The organism is Kribbella swartbergensis (assembly GCF_054784135.1).
This window is the reverse complement of record NZ_BAAGPM010000040.1, coordinates 29045-49707: the sequence shown is the minus strand read 5'-3', so window position 1 is coordinate 49707 and position 20663 is coordinate 29045. Positions and strand designations below refer to the sequence as shown.

Sequence of the window (20663 nt, the reverse complement as noted above, 5' to 3'; positions counted from 1 at the left end):
ATGGTCAGTCCGAGAACTCGCGTGACTCTGCGTCGAGGATCACTTCCTCCTCGGACGGCGGCTCCAACAGCATCTGGATCCACCGATCCGAATCCGGGTACTGGCGTGCAACCGCGGCGGCAGCCTCGTGATCATATGGAGTGACCCTAAGCTCGACCTCAGGTCCGAACAGTGCCCACCGAGCACCAAGCGGGCCGTCGTGATACGGCATACCGACACTGCCAGGACCGACGCTGCGGACTGTGCCAAGGCTGCGGTCGAACTGCAGATGTGTGTGACCGGTAACCAGCACATCACACCTCAAATTGTCGAGTGCTTCCTTGAATCGTGCCTCCGGTGTGCGAGGCGTGATCAGCTCGATGTCCGACCGGGGGCTTCCGTGGCAAAACACGACGGCGCCCAAGCCGTCCACGGTCAACTGATGCATCGGCTTGGTCTCACGGAGAAAGGCGAGCGCGGCCTCATCGTGCTTAGCGACCGCGAATCGGTCCCGCGGTGTCTCGGCAGTGAGCTCACCGTTAACAAGTTCGAGAACTGCTCGGTCTCCGTTGCCCCGTACCGACAAAACGGGAACCGAAACGTCGCGCAGCAATTGAACGACCCCATTGGGATCGGGTCCGTAGGTCAGGCAGCCCAGGTTGACCACCACCTCCGGATCGACCTTCATAACCTCGGTCAGAACTGCGTCAAGCGCCGGAGTGTTGCCGTGAACATCGGAGATGACCGCCACTCGCCCCACAACGATCGGGTTGTTAGTCAGCTGTTCCACAGTCGAATTGTAGTAGGGCCTCCCGATGCACCAACCATTCCAACACAACGCAATCGTGATGCTCTGGACTATCGAGCCTTGACCGGGGCGGGTTACTGTCCAAGGACTGTTCGACGGTTGGTGGGTCTTCGGTCATTTGCGCCGGTCGCCGGTGTGCGGATGTACGAGTCGGTTGTCGGCCTCCGCCATCGCAGCACGCCGCATCCGACTCGAACAGTTCCAGCGACGCCACGGCGCGTTGGCTCCTCCGCTAGTAGCGCACGGCCGCGCCACCGGCGGCGATGAACAGCTTGGCGGGATCCGGCATCGCTGCTCCTGAGAAACGAACCGCATCTCGATGAAAAGTGGAAGCAGATCCGAGCTGTCAGGCGGCCCTGGGTAGGCAGGCCGCCGATGGTCCAGGAACTGCTAATCCCGGTTTAGCGGTGAGCGCACCGGCGTGATCGTCGGTGCCATGGACGCGGAGCGAACTGCTGGCCAGGAATGATCTCGCGCATCACCCGGACGTGGCTCCTCAGAGCGGTGGACGGCCGCCTGGTTGGAGTGTGGCGAGGCTTCTCGAGTTGCTCGCCGAGGCATCGACGCGGCAGGTGCGGACGTGCCGGGAGAGAGCGGGTCGCGAACAGCCTTGCTCGAATGACTTCGACGTCGTAACGTTTCTCTAGCGGGGGAGACATGTCTTCGATATATCAGATGATCGCGAGCTTCTCGTGGAGAGGTGGGGCCATGCATCCTCGCGTCCGCAGGATCACTCTGGGCATCGGAACGGCTGCCCTGCTCGCCGCTCCGTTGTCTCTCAGTGGTGACGCGGCAGCCGCTGAGGACGGGGTCAGTGACGTCCAAGGAAGGGTCGTCGACGCGCACGGTAAACCCGTTCCCGCCGCCAGCGTGCACGCGGCGCGGTCCGACCGATACACGCTCACCGATGGCGCCGGGCGGTTCGAGCTTACCGACGTCCCCGACTGGAGCGCGTCGATCGTCGCCGCCAAGGAGGGGTTCGCGTTCGCTTCAGTGGTCCGCGACGACCAGGCGAACGTCACTTTGCGGCTGTCGCGGCAGGCCAAGCAATCCCGAGCCGAGTATCCGCGCCCGGACGCCGACCGGCGTCCGTTTACCGAGAACGCGTGGCAGAACCTCAACGGCACGTGGTCGTTCGACTTCGACCCCGAAGGCAAGGGTGAGAACGAGCGCTGGTTCGACGCGGATCATCAACTGGGCAAGGCGATCCGGTTGCCGTTTCCGTACCAGTCGCTCGCCGCTTTCGGCGAGGAGGATTACGCGACCGACGACCTCTACCGCGGCGCTTTCGCAGACTACGTGGGCGCGGTCTGGTACAAGCGCACGTTCACGATCCCGACGAGCTTCGCGGGCAGCGACACCCGGCTGCGCATCGGCGCGACAAACTGGGGCGCAGCGGTCTGGCTCAACGGCAAGCTGGTCAAGCCGTTGGACGAGACCGGCGACACCGAGCTCGTCGTCGACCTCGGCACCCTCGCCCCTCGCAGCACCCACACGCTCGCGGTGAAGGTCGTCTCGACGAACGTCGACGACCAGAGCTCGCCGATCCCGATGGGCCGCCGCGACCGTTTCACCAACTCCGGCGGCATCTGGCAGTCCGTCTGGATCGAACCCGTCAAGGCGGAGACGCTCGCCATCCCACGCGTCTCGCCCCAGATCACGTTCACCGAAACGAAGCGCACCCCCGATAAGGCCGAAGCGGTGGTGGAGGTCGAAGCAACGGGCGGCACGGCCGCGGTCGTCACCCTGCGCGACCCGAAGGGCAGGACCGTCGGCACCAAGACCACCCAGCTCGTCGGCGGCATAGGTCAGGTGACGCTTCCGATCGCGCGTCCCGAGTTGTGGGACATCGAGCGGCCGAACCTCTACACCGCCGACGTCGTGCTCCTGCGAGGCACCGAGCGCCTGGACGGCGTACGAGTCACGTTCGGACTCCGCAAGATCGAACGCAAGGCAGCGCCGGGATCGGATGGCAGCTACCAGTACCTCTGGCTCAACAACCGCCCGATCTACCTTCGTGGCGTCCTGGACCAGGGCTTCAACCCCTGGGGCATCGCGACGCCGACCGGTCAGGTGACTGGCGCCGACTTCACCACCGGTACGGAGAGCGATCCCGGCCGCGGCTCGATCCTGTACGACCTGAAGGCGGCGCAGCGGCAGGGCCTCAACCTCGTCCGCGCGCACGTCAAGGTGTTCGAGCCCGCGTACTACCACTGGGCCGACAAGCTCGGCCTGCTGATCTGGTTCGAGATGCCGAGCCCGGGCCGTGCCTCGTTCAACGACCGCGCGAAGACGCTCTTCGAGAGCCTGCTGCGTTCCTCGCTCGACCACCATCGGAACCACCCGTCGATCGTCCTCTGGGCCCTCTACAATGAAGGCTGGGGCGTTGCGCTCGGACCGAACCCTCTGCAGCCACAGACGATCCCGTTCATCAAGGACATGGCCGGCGTCGTCCGGAACGAGTTCTCCAACGTCCTCGTCGTCGACAACTCGGCCTGCTGCGAGAACGGCCACACGTCGGCGACAGACATCAACGACATCCACGCCGGGCTCGTGGGGTTCACCGGCCTCAAGCCGTTCCTCGACGAGTTCAGCGCGCTGCTGAAGCCGGGTTCGAAGCGCAACTTCGACGAGGGCGAGCAGGCCGGACAGCCCTGGTTGATGAGCGAGATGGCGTTCAACAGCGGCCAGCAGATCGACAACATTGCGCTGATGCGGTCGAACCCCAAGATCGCCGGCTACATCGGCGTGCAGCTCGCCGACCAGGAGGACGAGACGGTCAGCCCGTTCACCTACGATCGGCAGGCGCGCGGCCCGCAGTTCCTCGACCACAACGGGCGTGAACGAGACATCGACCTCGTGCACGGCGACGACCACCTGTCGCTGGGGCGCGCCAGCGCCGCGACCGTCCAGCCAGGGGAGAAACTCCACCTTCCGTTGACGTTCAGCCACTTCAGCGACCTCGACCTTCGGGACGCGACGCTGCGGTGGAAGGTCGCCGGGATCGACCGTGAGTCCGGACGCTGGGTGGACCCGGGCATCGGCGGGTCGCGGGCGCTGAGCTCGACGCGGTACGCGGTGACCGACGCCGGCGAGGTCGAGGTGCCCGTCCCGCGGAACCTGCGCGTCGGGTACGTGTGGACGTGGGTCCAGGTGGGCTCGCGGACCGTCGCCGAGACGTTCCTGACGTTCGACACACCTGCCGAGACCGGAGCGTTCGACCCGCGGCAGCCGACGAGGTCGGAGTGGTCGGGCGGGACGAAGGTCAAGGGCACGACGCAGACCGGGTTCGGGAAGGGCGCTTTCGAGTACGCCGCGCAGGTTCCGGCTGGAGCGCGGAACGGCGGGACGCTCGTGTTCGAGGCATCCTCGGCCGAGGCGCCGACGCTGATCGACCCGATCCACGCGACCGGGACGCGCAAACACCCGACCACATTGACGGTCACGGTTGACGGCAAGCGGCTCGAGCAGGTCGTGCTGCCGGACGATCCCTGGTATCCGCTGGGTATCGCGATGCGCTCGCACACCGGTGCGGGCGGGGGCGGTGAGTACGGGCACCGCGTGGCCGTGCCCTTGCCGAAGAGTCTCGTGGCGGGCAAGGAGAAGGTGACCGTACGGCTCACGTCGTCCGGCGGCGGGCTGCGGCTGTTCACCGGAGGATCGGGAATGGAGGGCGCGCCGCCGCGAATCGTTCCGGGCCGCGTGGCATCCACCGTTCCGCGACCGACGGCGAACGCGGACGACCGCCCGGGTGTCGCGCTGGCACCAGCGGTGCTGGACGACACCAACGGCGGCATTGCCGTGGTGTCGGTCACGAACGACACGCGTCGCACGGTCGAGAACGTCTCCACGCGGCTGGTCGGCCCGGCTGGCTGGACCGCGACGCCGATCGGGTCGGCCGACGCCGGAAGGCTGAGGCCGACGGAGTTCGCCCACGTGGCGTTCCGGATCCAGGCGCCGAGCAACGTCGTCCCCGGGACGGTCGCGAACTTCACGGCGACCGCGGTCTGGACCGACCACTTCGGGCGGCGCGCGGTGCAGATCCCAACCGTGCAGGAGGTGAAGTTCGACCCGTCGCTGTTCCCGGTGGTGGGCGTGGACGACGCGTTCGACACGGACTCGTCGGAGTCGTACGACACGTACCTGCCGACCAGTCACGAGATACTGCCCGAGCTGACGTTCGGCGACGGGCTGCTGCGGGCGAACGCTTTGCCGGCGTACTTCACGATGGTGACACACAAGACCGCGGGACCGTCGTCACCCCGTGCCCTGGTGATGATCCAGCCCGATCACTTCGTCGGGCAGAGTCCGGTGATGGACGGGTTCTTCCTGGGCCTGGTGAAGGACTCGAAGAACTACATCACCGCATGGACCGGCCAGAACGGCGTCGGCGGCATCGACGTAGTCGTCGACGGCAAGCTGCACGGGTACTGCTGCGCCGGCGGCCCGGCGATCACGAAGGGCTCCAAGTGGGCAATTGCCTTCGACGGGAACTCGATCACCACGTGGTCTAACCCGGGAACGGGTTGGACGCGGGTGCTGACAACGTCGACCCTCGGCGCGGTCGACCTCACAGCTCCGGGCATGATCCAGCAATACCGCTACGCCGTCGGCTTCCGCGGCCAGAACGGTGAGCAGGCCATCCAACACCTCACCGGCCGCAGCTTCCCCGCCGAGTAGGGAGAGGGGGCCGGCCGAGGGTTGCCTCTCGGCCGGCCCCCTCGCACGGTCAGCCAGCGGCCCGCTGCTCCAGCCGGCGGCGACCTGCTCCGGCCGGATGGTCGACTGGGTGGTCGTGCAGTTCGCGTTGACGGCGAGGGTGATCGTCGCCGTGCGGCGGGCGCTCAGGACTCCGCTCACGGGTCGAGGTCACCACGTGGTACGGCTTGGCGAAGCTGCAGCGCGTCCTGCGCATTGCATCAACGACGGTTGATTCTGATAGGGACAATGCTCAGTGCCGTCCGGATGATCTTCGCCGTGGGTGCCGATGGATTGACTGGTCGGCAGTACCGTGCAGTATCGAATGCCACCGAGGGGCCCGGCCATGAGCATTGTTCATCACACTCGCCGTTCGCGAAACGGCCGAGTGGACCGCCGCGCCGCCCTGCGGTGACCGCCACAAGCAGCGCGCTGCCGACCAGGGTGCCGAGCCACAGCGGGGCGCTGGCCGCGAGCGGCACGGGCGAGCCGCCGCCGAGGCCGGATGCACGGTCTCCCCGGTCACGGGCTGCTGGGTGGCGGCCCACGGCCTATGCCGCGGTGGTCAGCACCTGCTGGGCGACCTGGGGGCCGACCGGGTTCGCCGCGCCGGAGAGCACCACGTCACCGGGGCGCCAGCTCCAGCACGCCGTACACCGCCTGTCGTCCAGCAGCCGCCGGGCCTCCGCAGGTGAGGTGACCCGTCCGGAAACCTGTTCGCCACCCTGGCCGGCCAACCGCGCCACCCCGGCACACGAAAGCCTGAACTGTGCTACCGACACGACTGGCGACGCTAACGGACGCCTCGTCAGCCCTCCCCTTCAACCCCGGCGGTGATTCACGGGCTCGCTGGGCGCTCCGCACCGATTTTTTCCCAGCGAACGAGCGCCTGCTCCCACGAGACTCGCCGAAACAGCGCGGCTCTACCGACGGCCTCATCCCAATCGTAACTCCGGCTACTTCGCCTGGTTCGGACATTGTCCGTCGACGATATTTCGAGGTGGTACTCGGAGTCGAAACCGACCGTGCCAGTCTCCGCGTCGACGATCCTGGCCGCCGGAACAATTGCTATCACCACCCGGTCAGCGGGTGTCTGCGACGTCGCTGTCACGGCCGGCGAGCCGTCCACCGGACATTTCATCGCCTCGTCTGGAGGGTCGGGTGACTCGTCCGCATACAACGTCCACTGATGGTTCGCATCGCACCGGAACTCCCACCACACTTTCATGACGCCCCAGGGTAGTAGAGATGCATTTTGGGTTTGGAAGGCAGATGGGGAGCCCACACGTTGAGGTGCGGTCACATGGTCCTCCCGCCGGGAAACTGATGGCCGAGGAGTCGTCCCGATAGCCGCGCGTTCCGTCGATGCTCTGCCGCCCGATCTTCCGGTCGGATCCGCGAATCCGCCACGGGCCGCCCTCGAACTCGCGCGGATCGCTCTGGTCGCGGAACCCATGGCGCCAACCATTTCCGATGCCGCCTGGCGCGCGCCCGGCGACTTCCGAACTGGAAGCCACCCTCGACCGCCGTACCACCATGCCGCTGAGGAACCTCAGCCGGACCGCATGTGTTGTGGACGAGCACCTCGTCCTCGCCGACGGCCACGAAGTAGGTGTGGATGCCGGCGACGGTGAGGTTGAACGCCCGCACCGTGCCGGTAGGCCGCAGCGCGCGGGTGCCGACGGCCACCAGCTCACCGCGGGGCGTACGGACGAGGTCACCGGCGTCGAGGTCCGGGGCCTCCTGCCACGCCCGGTCGGTGGAGCTCCAGAACGGGTGGTCCTCGGTGGCCGTCACGACATCGCCGTCGATCTCCAGGTCGAAGACCGCGTCCGCGTGCTCCCAGACATGGGTGACCTTGCGCGGCCCGCGTTCGCCCGTCTCGGGATCCTCGGCGAGCACCGTGCCGCCGACCTCGACGTGCGAGATGGCCTTGCGGGTGCCGTTGGCCGTGACCACGGCGGTGCCGCCAGGTGAACGAGCACGCCGTTCCGGCGGCGTCATCGGCAGACCTGGCGACCGCGCCGCCGCCGGCGGACGCGCCCGAGCCACCGCCGCCGAGTTTGCCGGCGGCTGCGGCGATGCCCCTGCCTACGGCACCACCCGCGGCACCGAAGGCGGCCCCGGTGGCGGTCTCATTGGCGAGCTGGCTGGCGTCGAAGGATTCCTTGTCGCTCAGACCGACCCTCGCGCCGTAGCCGGCCGCCGAGCCGATCGCGCCGCCGGCGGCGGCGAGCACGGCGCAGCCGAGGCCGCGGTCGCGCCGCAGAAGGCCGCGCCGGCGAGATGCCGACGCCGATGCCGATCCCGGAGGCGTGGTCCTTGGCCCAGTCGACAGCGTCGCCGGCGCTCTCCTTGACGTCGTTCCACGGGTCGCTGACCCAGTCCTTGGCGGCGCCGAGGAGGCTGCCACCGCCGTCGTCGGCGTCGCCTCCGGAGGACGCCGAAGAGGCTGCCACCGCCACCGTCGGTCACCAGCATGTGGGCGTCGAACTCGACGTTGGACACCGGCTTGCCGCCAGCCGAGGCGTACCGTTCTGCGACAGCGGATCCATCGACAACCCCAGGTCGCCGAGCGCCGACTGGAACATGTCCTGTTGTAGAAAGCGGCCGGTGTCCAGGCCGTATCGGCGGGCGCCCATGTCCACATCGAGGCGTCCCTGGTGGTGCCGTCCAGGTGGTGCCGGCCGTGCCGGAGTCCAGCCGCCGCCTGGCGTACCGGTACGGGTTGGTCGGCTTGAGGTCGTTGAGGTCGCCGCTGCTCAGGCCCTGCGGGTCCTCGTCCTTGGACTCCTGCTTGCCGTAGGAGCTATAGCCGTAGGACGCCTTCACCCCGCCGGACTCGTCCAGCAGCTGCGACACCGACCCGTGCACGTCGTTGCCGTAGCTGAAGGAGCTGCGTGGAGTCGTCGGGCCCGGTGGCCTGGTCGGTCATCGCGATCCGCTGGCCAGCCGCGTAGGCCTAGGTCTTAGTGCGCGGGCCGGTGCCGCCGGTCTGCTTCTCCTCGGTTGTGCCCCGGTCAGACCGAGGTGGCTGAACGCCGTCGTGCGGTCGTGCGCCGTGCCTGGTGGTCCTCGGTCTCCTCCGGCATGCGCTCCAGCGCGTCGTAGACGTAATCCGCGTCGCTCGGTAGAGCGCGCCCTCCTGGCGCACAACCCGCGGCCTCCGGTGGTCATGCACCCCACTCGGGCAACCCAGCGACACAGTCGACGTCGTCCGCCGACACGGCGCAGGCAGCTGTACGGCCGTGTGGCCGTTCCTCACGGGGGAGGTTGCAATCCTGGGGTGGCAGTTCCGGTCGGTGGTTGTCGGCAATCGGTCAATTCGGATCGAGCACGCAGGGTAGGTTCTCCCCGCTGGTCTTGAACCTCGGGTTAGACGACCTTGTCCGACAGGCAATCGAGGAGCGGACCGTCAACCTCCAAGTGCCGGAGCCAATGCCGAACCGGTAACAGCGCACTTGTCAGCGTGCTCGGTATGCTGATTGGTCTCGCGATGATCGGTTTCAGCATCAGGATGCTGCCGCGATCCGTCGAGTTCGACCCGGTGTTGGCTGTTGGCTGTCATCCGGAGCGTCGGTCCTCCTCAGCTACTTGCGGGACAGCCCACGTCCGTGATTCGGCTACGCCCCTCAGGTCGCGCGCCCAGGGCCTGGTGGCCCTGAATGGTGCCCCGGGTTGGCGTCCGAGGTATCGAGGACTCCTAGCCTCGCTCTTCATGGCGCTGGCTGTAGGAGCGTCGTGAAGACGAGTTGATCTGTTGGTTGGCTTTGCCGGTGGATCGCATTGCTTGGCCCGGCATGCTCGTTCGCCTTCTACGCGAGGTGATTGGCTGTGCTGGCCGTATGCACCGCCAACCCGACAAGGCAATGCCACAATCCAGCCGAAACGGCCACCAAGTTCTGGCTCACCCAGCCGGCGATGGCCCTCAAGCCAGCAAGGACGGTTTCCGCTTCCAGACCCTTACATGCTCGAAGACCTGTTAATAACAGCCCGACATCACCTACGTGTTCGCATCCCACAATCTGTAGCGGGATCCAACGTCCGCTGTCGGCTTTCCCGTGCTCGTCGCAACGTCGCCTCCCGGCGTGTGCTGAAGCTTGATAGGCCGTTTGGGCTCCGTCCGCTGGAGCCCGAGAACCAATCACGACCCGCTGCACTACGTCCCTCGCCGCACCGCCCGGTTTGGTGAGGCCGCCAGGCTCAGTTGTACGTGCAGCGTTCCGCGCGCGACGAGATAGCGCCGTTCAGGGAGGTTCGCTGTGAGCTCGGCCGCCCGGAGGCAGTACGGCACGAACAACTGAGCCTGGCGGCCTCCTCGAGCAAGTGGGCCCGGGACCGCCGCCTGGCGTTTGTCGACGAGGGTGTCGCCGGCGAGCACTGGCTCCAGGTCGTCCAGTAAGGAGAGCCCGCGAGCCGCGCCGTACGCCTTCGCCACGGCGACGACACGGCTGAGCCCGCACCGGTCCCGTTGGCGGACAGTCTTTCGACCCAAATAGAGGGCCGCGATCTGCGCCCAGTCGGTCTCTGTCGTCGCCGACGGCGCGGACGCGTGCACGGGGAGCGAGGTCTGGTGCTCCGACTGGCGGCGGTGCCAAACCCTGCTCCGACCGCAGCAGGTCGACGATGCGCCGGTAGGGCGACGCGGATCAACCAGCTCCCCGGCTCGGCTGGGACGCCCGACCGCGGCCACTGCGTACTGGCCGCGAGCAGCGCCTCCTCGACGGCGTCCTCGGCGACGTTGAAGCGGCTGAAACGACGCACAGACGCGCCGAGCACCTGCGGCGCTTCAGTGCGCAGCAGGTGCTCGATCGCGTGGTCGCGGGCAGGGACAGCGTCGTTCACGCGAAGTCGTCGCCCATGATCGGTCGGATCTCGACGGTTTCCCCGAGCGCGTCTACCACGCGGCCGGCGATCTCGACCGCGCGGTCGTGGGTCGCGCAGTCAATCACGGCGAAGCTCGCCAGGACCTCCTTGAGCTCGGCGAACGGCCCGTCCGTTGCGACGACGCCGGCGTCGGTTCTGCGGACGGTCGTGCTCACGGCCGGGTGGCCGAGTCCCTCGCTGGTGACGAACTCGCCGCTGGCGCGGAGCTCGGCCTCGAACTGTTGGTACCAGGCGAAGGCGGCCAGCGCGTCCTCCGAGGGGGTGTCCGCGGTCGCGGCGTCCCAGCTCGAGGCGGGCGTGTAACTGAGCAACAGGTACTTCATGATGGTCCTCGTTCGGTTCATGGAGTGTGGATCACACCCTACGAAGATGGAGGGCGTAAACGGTGACCCAGGCGAAGCCGACTAAGGCGTTGAACGCCGTCTGCAGGCTGTAGTCGGTGGGTGACACCGGGAGGAGCAGGATGAGTCCGACCAGGCCGTTGGCGATCGCGGGGAGGACGGCCCGGCGCTTGATCGACCGGACGACCAACACGACGCATGCCGCTGCGAGCCCCGTGTACGCGACCGCTGCCGCCGCTGAGTGCACGATGCTGTGCCACGACATCTGCGGTGCCGGGCCGTCGGGTGTACCGGCTGGGAAGCCGTGCTGCGGATCCATCACGAACAGCCCCGCAACGATCAGCCCGAGGCCGAAGACGCTGACGAACAGCGGCACCAGCCGCCGGCCGATCCCGTCAGTGACAACACGACGGTGGGCGATCGCGAGGCCGATGACACCGAGGCCGGCGAGGACAAATGTCGTGATCTGGATCCAGCCGAGGTCGCCGATGGCGAGCTGGCTGATCGGGTGAACGCGGAGGTCGAAACCGTCACGGAGCAGCATCTGCCCGGCAACGGAGGTGAAGAAGACCGGTCCGGCGGCCGCCGCCGCGGTGAGCAGCGCGCGGGTGCTCGTCCAATGCCGGGTCGCCACGACCGGGGTCAGGGTGGTCGTCATAGTCGTACTCCTTGTGCTCGGTGGCGGGCGTTTCCCGCCGCTTCACCCGCCACCTCGGATTGAGCCGAGCGATCTCGACACCAATGCGTATGTGACATAGATCACATCCGGCGGATATCGAAATCGGGCTGGTCGGGCCGAGGTGGCCGTGAGAGCGCGGCCGCAAGGGCGGCGCAACGATCCGAGAGGACCGAAGTATGAACGACATGATCGACACCTACGGCAGCGAAGAGCGGCCCGAGCCAAGCGCGGCGGTCCGGGCACTGGACCGGCTGGTCGGCACCTGGGCGGTGACCGGCGGCGCGGAGGGGACCGTGCGGTATGAATGGATGCCCGGCGGGTTCTTCCTGCTGCAGCACGTCGACCTTGAGCAGTACGGCCACCGCACGACCGGGCTGGAGATCATCGGCAACCTCCACCCGTTCGGTGAGCCTGTGGGCGCCGATGTGGTGTCGAGGTTCTACGACTCAGCGGGCAACACCTTCGACTACGTCTACGAGCTCAACGGCGACACGCTGACGATCTGGGCCGGAGCCAAGGGCAGCCCCGCGTACTTCGAGGGCACGTTCAACGAAGACGGCACCGTCATGTCCGGCTCCTGGATCTACCCCGGAGGTGGCGGGTATGAGTCCACAATGACGCGGCTCTGAAAGGCTGGGAAGACCGGCGGCTGCGACCCGCCATCGCGCCCGGAGATCTGGCGGAGCCAGCCCAGGTTGTGCAGACCCGCGCAGAAGTGGATCCACTCCGCGGCTGCCGGTCTTCCCCGGTTTCGCGACCACGGCACCGGCCTGGAACGTGAATGTGGGCAGAGGCCGTGAAGTGGGCACTCGGCGGCAACCACCAGATCGCGCCGTTCTGGCGGCGCCAATCCATCGGCACGACATCAGCGGCGGCGCCTGGCCGACGTCAGACCCAAGCAAAGTGCAATAGCTGATCTTATTCAGCACCTCCGGCAGCGAAGAGCGCGGCGCGGTATTGCACCCGAGATCGTCGCGCCGGATGCTCGTCGATCCCGGGTGGCAACCGCCTGTCAGCCAAGGGCTTGTGCGACCCGAACGCGTCGACTAGCGTCCGGCCCCGTTTACATAGATGAGCGGGGCGTTGCTCCTCGAGGCCATAGGTTCGCCCTCACCTCCGCCAGCAAGGGTAGGGCCGGCTGTCAGCATCATCAGAGTAGGGGCGCAACGATGGCCGCCACTCCCATAGCCTGTCCTTCGACGCAAAATGGTGTAGGGAAAGTCAGCAAAGTCGTTGGAAATACCAAATGATTTGCCCGGGGCTTAATCTGGGATGGGAAGTCTCGTTTCGCTCAGTGAAGAGTTCTCGGGTGACGACGTACCGGCCCGTCGATAAGTTAACGAGCTCCGGCCCGGTGACGCCACGGAAAACCAGAGGACCTCTCCTCCTAAACGTCAGTGAACGTCAGACGTTTACCGCGTCGGATAACCTTGCTACCGTCATTACGACGTTGTAATCACAACTCCACGGACGGACGGTGTGTCATGAGGCGACGTAACAGACCGTGGTTGATCGCTCTTCTGATTGGGCTGGTGTTGGCAACCGCCCAGCCGGTGTCTGCGAACACCACTGGCGGGGTGCTGTATCAGGCCGGCACCGGCGAGGGCATCGGCTACGCTCGGGCAATCCGTTTGCAGCACAGCGGATCGGCGAACGGGACGTTGCTCGCGACGTTCGAGCGAGGCCACGGTGCCGGGAGCAGGTTGCTGATCCGGCGCAGCATGAACGATGGCGCCGACTGGTCGACCATCGCTGAAGTCGCGGACGGGATGACTGGACCTGGACACCCGAACGTCAACATGTACCAACCGTTCCTGTTCGAACTTCCGCAGCAGGTCGGAAACTACCCGGCCGGCACGCTGCTGTTGACTGCGAACGTCATCGGCAGCGACAACTCCACGAACTTCCAGCTTTGGAGGAGCACGGACCACGGCGTCACCTGGACCTTCGCGTCCATGTACCAGTACGCCCGCAACGCCGACGTGGGCGGCGACGACCCGGGGATCTGGGAGCCTTTCCTGTTTGTCAACGACGCTGGCAAGCTCGTTTCTTACTTCGCCGACGAACGCCAGGGACCCACGCACAGCCAGATGATCGTCCACATCGTGTCCAACGACGGTGGTGACACCTGGAGCGCGAATCCGAACGGCGGCTTCAACTACGCTCCGGGGCTCGTCAGGGACGTCGCCTCGACGATCTCGAGTCAGCGACCCGGTATGCCCACGGTCACCCGCATGGGTGACGGCAGGGAGGTGCTCGCGTACGAGCTCTGCGCGGGTCCTCGCGGTCATTGCGAGGTCTACATCAAGCGGTCCACCGACGGCGGGCACAGCTGGGGTACCGGACCAGGTGACCTCGGTGACTTCGTGGTCTCGACGGACAATCGATATCCGGGCCACAGCCCATATGTGGTATGGAGCCCCGCCGGTGGGCCCAACGGGCAGCTGATGCTTACCAGCATGCACGTGTTCTACGCCAGCACTAATGGGTTCGCGCCAGAGAACTTGGAGTCGGTGTTCGTCAACACGAATTACGGCACCCCCGGGCACTGGTCGTGGATGCCAGCGCCCATGCGGGTCGAAGACGGTTCGCCGACCAACTGCTACGTGAACTACAGCCCCCACTTGCTGCCATCCGTCGACGGTAGGTCCGTCCGCTACACGGCGCCGTCGGACTCTCTGGGCAGCTGCGCCGTGCGAACGGCCGCTGCCTCGGCCGGTGTGCTGCCCTACACCGCTCCGTTCGCCACCGGGCGCGACAACGGTTGGAAGACGTATGGCGGCACCTGGGCCCTGTTGGCGGGAGAGTACTCCGAGACCGCGGGTACCGCGGGCGGCGCCAAGGCGGTCGCGGGGTCGACGGGATGGACCGATTACACGCTCCGCGGGGAGATCCGGCTCGCATCGACGGCTGGTTCCGCCAACGCCGGCTTCCTGGTACGCACCAGCAACCCGGGTGTGGGAACGGACGCGCTCAACGGCTACTACCTCGGTGTCCGCGCCAGCGGCATCTTCCTCGGCCGGCAGAACTACAACTGGACCGAGGTGAGGTCCGCAACAGCGGCGTTGTCGGCGAACACGTGGTACGAGGTCACTGTCCATGCGCGGGGTGCGAACATCTCAGCGTCCATTCGAGTGCCGGGTTCGACGAGTGACCTCGCCTCGTTCACCTATACCGCCACGGGCACATGGCCTCAAACCGGGATGATCGGTGTGCGCGACTACCTCACCAGAGCGTCCTGGCGCAACATAACGGTCACTCTATAGACGAGTGTCGCTCGTGGGCGGCGAGCTGGTCGTGCTCGCCGCCCACGGGTTGATTCGCCATACGGCCCAGGCGTTGCGGACCCCTTCTCGGGTCTGGCATTGGGTGCGCGAGATGCGAGCCTCATTGGTCGCGTGACGTGGGCGCGGACGAAAGGGAACCTGCGGGTGCGATCACCGCCCCTCGACGACATGTCTGGCGGACCCGTTGGGGCCTGGTCACTATGTGACGGAGTCACTCGCTGGCGTCACGGATCCTCGGCCTCTTCGCTTCGTTACCGAACAGCCCGCTCAGGCAAGGCGGATCGACCAGTGCAAGGGGGAGCATGGGCGATGCCCGCTCCCACAGGCGAGATCACCGTAGAGATCGTCTGGATTGCCGCGGCCTGAAGGTCATCGAGGGCGTCTCGGCTTCGAGAAATAGCTCGGCAGAGCTGTGCCCCTGCTCTGGGGGTTGCCAGAAGGACAGGTCACTATCGGCGACGGTGGGTGGCATGCCTCGGCCGGTGCGACGTGTGGTTAGCTGAGCCAGATACTCCCATCGGTGGCCTTCCACCTGAGCCGGCGACGGCCGCCTCACGCCTGCGCCTTCTGCAGGCTCAACACTAGGTCCGCGCCCTCGACTCGACGGGGGATCGAGCGATCCTGCGGCGGCGACGCGACGTCCTTTGCGGCGTTCGGTTAGTTCTTCGGTGGCGCCTGCCTTGGCGCCCGCTGTCCGGTGTCTCCATCGTGCCCGCTGTTGGGTGGCTGGCGACGCAGGTGAGTCGACCGGGCACCGGCTCACCAGGCACACATCGCCTGAGTCATGCCATCGGCGTCATGCACAGCCTGTCTGCCCTGAGTCGTCGGACGTGAGGGCACGGGCAGCCGTTCTGCTAGCTCGACATGATCACCGGGGCCAGTGTCTGCCGCGGCCGGCTCGGCACCGCGTGCGGTGCCGGCTGGTGCGGCAGCTGGCACGGCCCGGAGCCGATCCAGCCCCGTTCCGGCGCCGGAATCCCGGCCCGGAACCGGCTGCGGGCACCGAGGCACGCCATGATCTCGGCCAACATCCGGCGGACCGTCCGCAGCGACACTCCGAGCTGCCGCGTCGCGGAGGCGTCGGTCATGCCTTTCCCCAGCAACCGCAGCAGACATCGCTCGGAGTTCGCGAGCCCGGTCGACGGGTCCGGCGCCGCGGCGGCCCTGGACGGGGTACGCGTCCTGCCACGACACGTCGAACAGCGTCGTCAACGCCCGCGCCAGCCGACGGTTGTGGACGACGAGCGCTGTCCGCAGCTCGCCGTCGACGGGCACGACCACGACCCGGCCGGCGACCGACGAGCATCGCCGGGGGAAGCGGCGCCACCCACGCGGACGACGCCGCCCGCGGCGAGCAGCTACTTCGCCTGCCCAAGCGCCGCCGGATCGGCCCGGACCGCGTCCGGATACAGCACGCGGATCGCCACGCCTCGGTCGATGGCCTGCTCGACCGGGTCGGACCGTACGGGCAGCGCGAGATCCCATGCCTCGCTCGGGAGCACACAGAACCACGCCCGCTTGCGCGGCGACCAGCAGTGCCTCGATCTGCTCGCATACCTCGGCGACGCCCGTACAAAGCCGAGTCGGCATCGGCGGGCTGTGCGGCCCCCGGGTGGAGAACGCGGCCATGCGCGAGAGCACGGCCTCCTGCGTCCGCGCGAGCTCCTGTTGCCGGGCGGCCTCCTCTGGCTGCCGCCGGGCGAGCAAGGGGCCGAAAATTCGTTGCGGGTCGACCGGGATGATCCGGTGTGGCGCGTCGGACATCAACACCGCGAGTCCTGCCGCCCGCGAGCCGATCCAGGGCGTCTTCTGCCTGACTCCGACTGAGACCCAACCGTTTGGAGAGGTCCGGTGTGTATTTACCTGTTCGCGCAGCAGCATGCGATACGTCTCGCGCATCTGGCGGTCAAGTCCGAGCACTTTCCACATGCTCAGGCTCCTTCGGGTCTGTCCCCCGTTACCCCTGGTGAAACTGTGCCCTGAAGTCCCCGTTCGGCAATTTGTTCGCGGGAACTTCACCCTCTGCTGGGAGCCGGTGCGGGCCTGCGGCGTCGTGCCGCGGCCCGCACCGGTCCGCGAAAGCGTTACCCGAATATCAGCCGAGCCGGATCGGAGAAGGCGCTGCCAAGCAGCATGGAGTTGCCCCGCCAGGGCTCTCCGCCCCACCCGACGCCATTTCTCCAGGCACGGATCTGGCCGTCCTCCTGCACGACGGCGATGTCCGATAAGCCGTCGCCGGACAGGTCAGCGAACTTGACGTTAGCCGGCGGGGTCGTCCCGAGCTTCGCGATGATCGCGTCCTCACACCACGGCCTTTCATCGGGATCGGAAGTTGTGGGGAACCCGTTGCAGTTGCGCCAGGCTTTCACCTCACCATTGGGCTGCAGCCACATGATCTCAGCCCTGCGGTCACCATTAAGGTCGGCCCAATAGATCCGTTCCGCCGGCTCGTGCGTCCCCGCGACAATCCTGTAGCCCGGGCAGAATGGCCTGGTCTGGAAGCCGTTGCAGTTGAGCCTGGCGTGGACGTTGCCGTCGGGTTGCAGGGCGAGGAGTTCGGCCTTGCCGTCGCCTGAGAGATCTGCGAACCAGATGTTCTCTGGTGGTGTTGTGCCGAGAGTGTCCAGGAGGATCTGGTCATTACACCAGGGCTCCACGGCGAACCCTTCGCAGTTCCACCAGGCCCAGACCTCGCCGGTCGGCAGGATCGACATGATCTCGGATCGTCCATCGCCGTCGAGGTCGGCGAAGCGGGTTCGCCTCGGGTCGCTGGACATGCCCGCTGCGACGACGGAGTCGCGGTCGTGTCCCCAAGCCCAGGGGTTGACGCCGTCGACGTTGCGCCAGGCGTGGACAACGCCGCTTGGCTGGACGCACATCAGGTCCGCGCGGGCGTCGCCGGACAGCGAGGCTCCCGCCCCCCGTGGGTCTATGACGTCCCTGCTCTTATAGGTGTGTTGTGCTGCCTGGGCCTGCACCGTCCGCTGAACGCCGGCTGCTGTCCACACAGCAGTGGCAGTCACCTCTACCGGAAGTCCCGCTGGAAGTCCGGAGGGCGCTCGGATGTCGAAGGCCACGTGAGCGAATCCGGCAGCTGGTATGGAGCTGACTGTCTGCGCGGTCGAGACCGTCCATCCGGCTGGCAGTGCGAGCCGGGCCTGCACGTTCGTGATCGGCACGTCCGTGTCGTTGGTGATCGACACGATTGCCCGGCCGGTGTTATCGGCTGCGAGGTCCGCCGAGGCATACGAGACGCTTGGCCGGTCGGTCGTCGTGGACACCGGCGCGGGGACGTCGTTGAACCCGCTACCGGCGACGATTCTTGGTGGAAGTCCACGGTCGCCGGAGTGCAGGCCGAACACCCGGAGCCCTCCACCGTTCGACGCGAGCCGTACGGTGACGCTCTGCTTGCCCTGCACGACCGCTGCCGGCAGTGGCGCAGCGACCCGGTAGCCGTAGTGATTCCCGAGCCCGGCGCGGTACCGACCGTAGTGCCGCGACGCGATGCCGACGGCATCGTTCGGATCGTCAGGCAGGACGACGCTGTGCACCTGGGTGCCGTCGACACTGACCGTCAGGCGAGTCGGAAACTTGCGCGCGTTCGTGAAGGTCGATGACTCTGGAAAGGTGGGAAGAGGCCGTAGCGCTTCGGCGGAGGAGGCCTCGAACTCGAGCGCGCCGCCGTTCTGAGCCTCCGCTGGGACGTTCGCCTGGAACTCGAAGTAGCCTTCACCGTAGCCGACATTGTGCTGCGGGCCGCATTGCAGCTCGCCATGGGTCCCGCCAGACCATTGGCTGGTCTTGGCCGGCGACATCGGGTCGAAGGCGCCGGCGCGGGCGGTGGTGTCGAGGAACGTCACGTAGCTTTCGGCGACAGTCTGCCCACCCGCCTCGATCCACACCCACACGTACCCGGTGCGCAAAGTCGCCGGAATCGTCACGTCGACCGTACCTGCGTCGAGGACGTCATACCGGATCGGTGAGATCGCCCGCCCACCGCCGACGCCTGGGTCCAGCCAACGTCCGTCAGCGCCGGTCCCCGCGACCTTCCAGCGGAGCTGCGCGGTTGACAGGTCCAGATCGCTGAAGTGACTCACGCTGACCGGCAACGACACCCTTGCGCCCGTCTGCGGATCGGGCTTGAGCGAAAGCATGCTCTCGCGGTTGATCGAAACCGCGTCGTCACGGTGCAGCATGTCAATCCCGCGCTTGGCGCGGGTGTGGTCAACAAGCTCTGGCCCTCGACGCTGTCTGTCGTAAGTGATTGGCGTACCCTGCTCCAGCTCGATGGCAGTGAGCTCCACGCCGATGTAACCAGCCAGTTTGCGGTGAGCGCGCATCAGACTCATGTTTGCCAGCTGATGACCGAAGCTGAACGGGATTTCGCTCATGAGCCACGGCTGCCCGGCCTGTCTGCCAGCGTCGAAGTTGCGCGTCGAACCCGGGAACAGCTCGTCGTTGAACTGTTTGAGATACGGCTGCCAGTCGTCATAGCCCCACCAGCCGGCGTGCAGGTCGTTCAGATCGGTGACCTCCGTGTGCCCGTTCTCGCAGCATGCGGAGTTGTCGTCGACAAGCACATTGGAGAACTCCGCCCGCACTACCGGCACCATCCTCCTGATGTAGGCAATGGCATCCGGGTGCAGCTTACCGTTCGGGTTGGTGTAGACGACTCCCCAACCTTCGTTGAACAGTCCCCAGACCACGATCGAGGGGTGGTTTCGGTGCAGGACAAGCGAGGCACGCATCAGCCGTTCATGGAACGCCAGCGAGGTCGGACTGAGGGAGGCGCCACGGCCAGAGCTGGGCATCTCTACCCAGATGAGCAAGCCAAGCTTGTCGGCCCAGTGGTAGTAGGCCGGCTCGAATATTTTCACATGTGCGCGGACAAGATTGAATCCATGTGCACGTGCGGTCATCAGGTCGTAGGCAATCGAACCACGGGCAGGGTTCGCCGCAGTCCCGGTGGCGAAGTCGGGGCCGGTGACCTCCCCGGTCGGCGTCTGGTGCCCCCAAGGATTGAAGCCTTGGTCGAGCGCGCCGCGGATGTAGACCGGCCTGTTGTTCAGCCAAATGTACTCGTAGTAATTAGCTCCGCTCGAATCCGCCCGCGGTGCCTTCTTGCGCTCGATCTTGCGCATGCCGAAGGTAGCGCGAACTCCGTCGCGCAGGCCGCCGCTTCCATCGTCGAGAACGACGTCGGCGGTGTAAAGGTTGGGCTGGCGGATGTCCCACAGCTGTGGGTTCGGGATCGCAATCGTGACCTGGCCCGCGCCGTTGCTGAGCGCGACATCGGCCGAGCCGACCTGCTGACCCGAGGGATTCCGGAGCGTGACGTGCACGGTGCCTGTGCTGAGCCCGTTTGCCCGGATCGCGACTGTGGCGCTGGCCGCGCTGGGCGTGCGGCTGGCGCCGTCGAATGTCAGGTTCGGGGTCACCCGCGGCTGTTGCAGCGTCGCCGTGCCAACTGGTTCGATCCATACCGACTGCCAGATCCCACCGGTTGGGCCGAACACGTCTCGTCGGCCTATTGGATGTTGCGACGTGAGATCCGCTCTTGGCGTGTCACTCCGGATTACGATGGTGTGGGAGGATCCCGGAGCCAGCGCGCCAAGGTCCACGGTGAGCTCAGTGTCGCCATCGCTGGGCGCGTTGAGCACCTCGTTGCCGTCAAGCCACGCCCGCGCGCCCCAGTTCGTCGCGCCGATCCGTAACCGGGTGCGTTGCCCGGCGAAGGACTGCGGCACTGTGAATGTACGCCGGTACCAGACTGGGCCGATGATGTCGTCGAATACCCCGCGGTACAACTCGTCGGTCGCAAACTGCTGCTCTCCGAACGCAGCCAGTGACTGGTACGGAAACGGCACCTGGATCGCCTTTCCGTAGGTCCGCGACGGCTGGAACCAGCCATTAGCGATACCAATATTCATTGGGTCGAAATCGAACGACCAGGTGCCGTTGAGCGACATCCAGGCACTGCCCGT

13 protein-coding genes are annotated in these 20663 nt (G+C 66.6%); 4 read left to right on the top strand and 9 right to left on the bottom strand.

Features of this window, described 5'->3' with window-relative positions; all coding sequences use genetic code 11:
- Positions 1-4: 4 nt before the first annotated feature.
- Positions 5-769: a metallophosphoesterase family protein gene (locus ACYVOK_RS32875; RefSeq protein WP_460666492.1), complete on the bottom strand. Its 765-nt coding sequence runs from the start codon at positions 767-769 to the stop codon at positions 5-7.
- 726 nt (positions 770-1495) lie between these two features.
- Between ACYVOK_RS32875 and ACYVOK_RS32870 the strand changes: the two genes are divergently transcribed.
- Positions 1496-5467 (top strand): sugar-binding domain-containing protein, encoded by a 3972-nt coding sequence (locus ACYVOK_RS32870; protein WP_460666491.1) that lies wholly within the window; start codon positions 1496-1498, stop codon positions 5465-5467.
- 569 nt (positions 5468-6036) lie between these two features.
- Here the strand turns inward: ACYVOK_RS32870 and ACYVOK_RS32865 are convergent.
- From ACYVOK_RS32865 to ACYVOK_RS32855, 3 genes are all read right to left on the bottom strand, one after another.
- The gene (locus ACYVOK_RS32865) at positions 6037-6267 is read right to left on the bottom strand and encodes a hypothetical protein (RefSeq protein WP_460666490.1); all 231 of its coding nucleotides are present in this window, start codon (positions 6265-6267) and stop codon (positions 6037-6039) included.
- A gap of 517 nt (positions 6268-6784) precedes the next feature.
- On the bottom strand, positions 6785-7489 hold the full coding sequence (locus tag ACYVOK_RS32860) for a polymorphic toxin-type HINT domain-containing protein (protein WP_460666489.1): 705 nt from the start codon (positions 7487-7489) through the stop codon (positions 6785-6787).
- A 131-nt stretch (positions 7490-7620) separates the two neighbouring features.
- On the bottom strand, positions 7621-7944 hold the full coding sequence (locus ACYVOK_RS32855) for a hypothetical protein (RefSeq protein ID WP_460666488.1): 324 nt from the start codon (positions 7942-7944) through the stop codon (positions 7621-7623).
- A 1754-nt stretch (positions 7945-9698) separates the two neighbouring features.
- Between ACYVOK_RS32855 and ACYVOK_RS32850 the strand changes: the two genes are divergently transcribed.
- A complete protein-coding gene (locus ACYVOK_RS32850; RefSeq protein ID WP_460666487.1) occupies positions 9699-9887 on the top strand; it encodes a hypothetical protein in 189 nt (62 codons plus the stop codon).
- A gap of 439 nt (positions 9888-10326) precedes the next feature.
- Here the strand turns inward: ACYVOK_RS32850 and ACYVOK_RS32845 are convergent, their stop codons facing one another.
- Together ACYVOK_RS32845 and ACYVOK_RS32840 are read right to left on the bottom strand one after the other, a co-directional pair.
- Positions 10327-10695: a YciI family protein gene (locus ACYVOK_RS32845; protein WP_460666486.1), complete on the bottom strand. Its 369-nt coding sequence runs from the start codon at positions 10693-10695 to the stop codon at positions 10327-10329.
- 31 nt (positions 10696-10726) lie between these two features.
- Entirely contained in the window at positions 10727-11371 is a 645-nt protein-coding gene (locus ACYVOK_RS32840; protein ID WP_460666485.1) for a DUF998 domain-containing protein, read from the bottom strand.
- A 197-nt stretch (positions 11372-11568) separates the two neighbouring features.
- Between ACYVOK_RS32840 and ACYVOK_RS32835 the strand changes: the two genes are divergently transcribed.
- Both ACYVOK_RS32835 and ACYVOK_RS32830 read left to right on the top strand, forming a co-directional pair.
- Positions 11569-12021 (top strand): hypothetical protein, encoded by a 453-nt coding sequence (locus ACYVOK_RS32835; protein ID WP_460666484.1) that lies wholly within the window; start codon positions 11569-11571, stop codon positions 12019-12021.
- An 879-nt stretch (positions 12022-12900) separates the two neighbouring features.
- Entirely contained in the window at positions 12901-14658 is a 1758-nt protein-coding gene (locus ACYVOK_RS32830; protein WP_460666483.1) for a family 16 glycoside hydrolase, read from the top strand.
- An 875-nt stretch (positions 14659-15533) separates the two neighbouring features.
- On the opposite strand, the gene ACYVOK_RS32825 is transcribed toward ACYVOK_RS32830, so the two are convergent.
- The 3 genes from ACYVOK_RS32825 to ACYVOK_RS32815 all read right to left on the bottom strand — a co-directional run bounded on the left by ACYVOK_RS32825 (position 15534) and on the right by ACYVOK_RS32815 (position 20648).
- Entirely contained in the window at positions 15534-15767 is a 234-nt protein-coding gene (locus ACYVOK_RS32825) for a hypothetical protein (protein ID WP_460666482.1), read from the bottom strand.
- A gap of 270 nt (positions 15768-16037) precedes the next feature.
- A complete protein-coding gene (locus tag ACYVOK_RS32820) occupies positions 16038-16181 on the bottom strand; it encodes a hypothetical protein (RefSeq protein ID WP_460666481.1) in 144 nt (47 codons plus the stop codon).
- 582 nt (positions 16182-16763) lie between these two features.
- Positions 16764-20648, bottom strand: coding sequence for a sugar-binding domain-containing protein (locus ACYVOK_RS32815; protein ID WP_460666506.1), 3885 nt, complete (start codon positions 20646-20648; stop codon positions 16764-16766).
- Positions 20649-20663 lie beyond the last annotated feature (15 nt).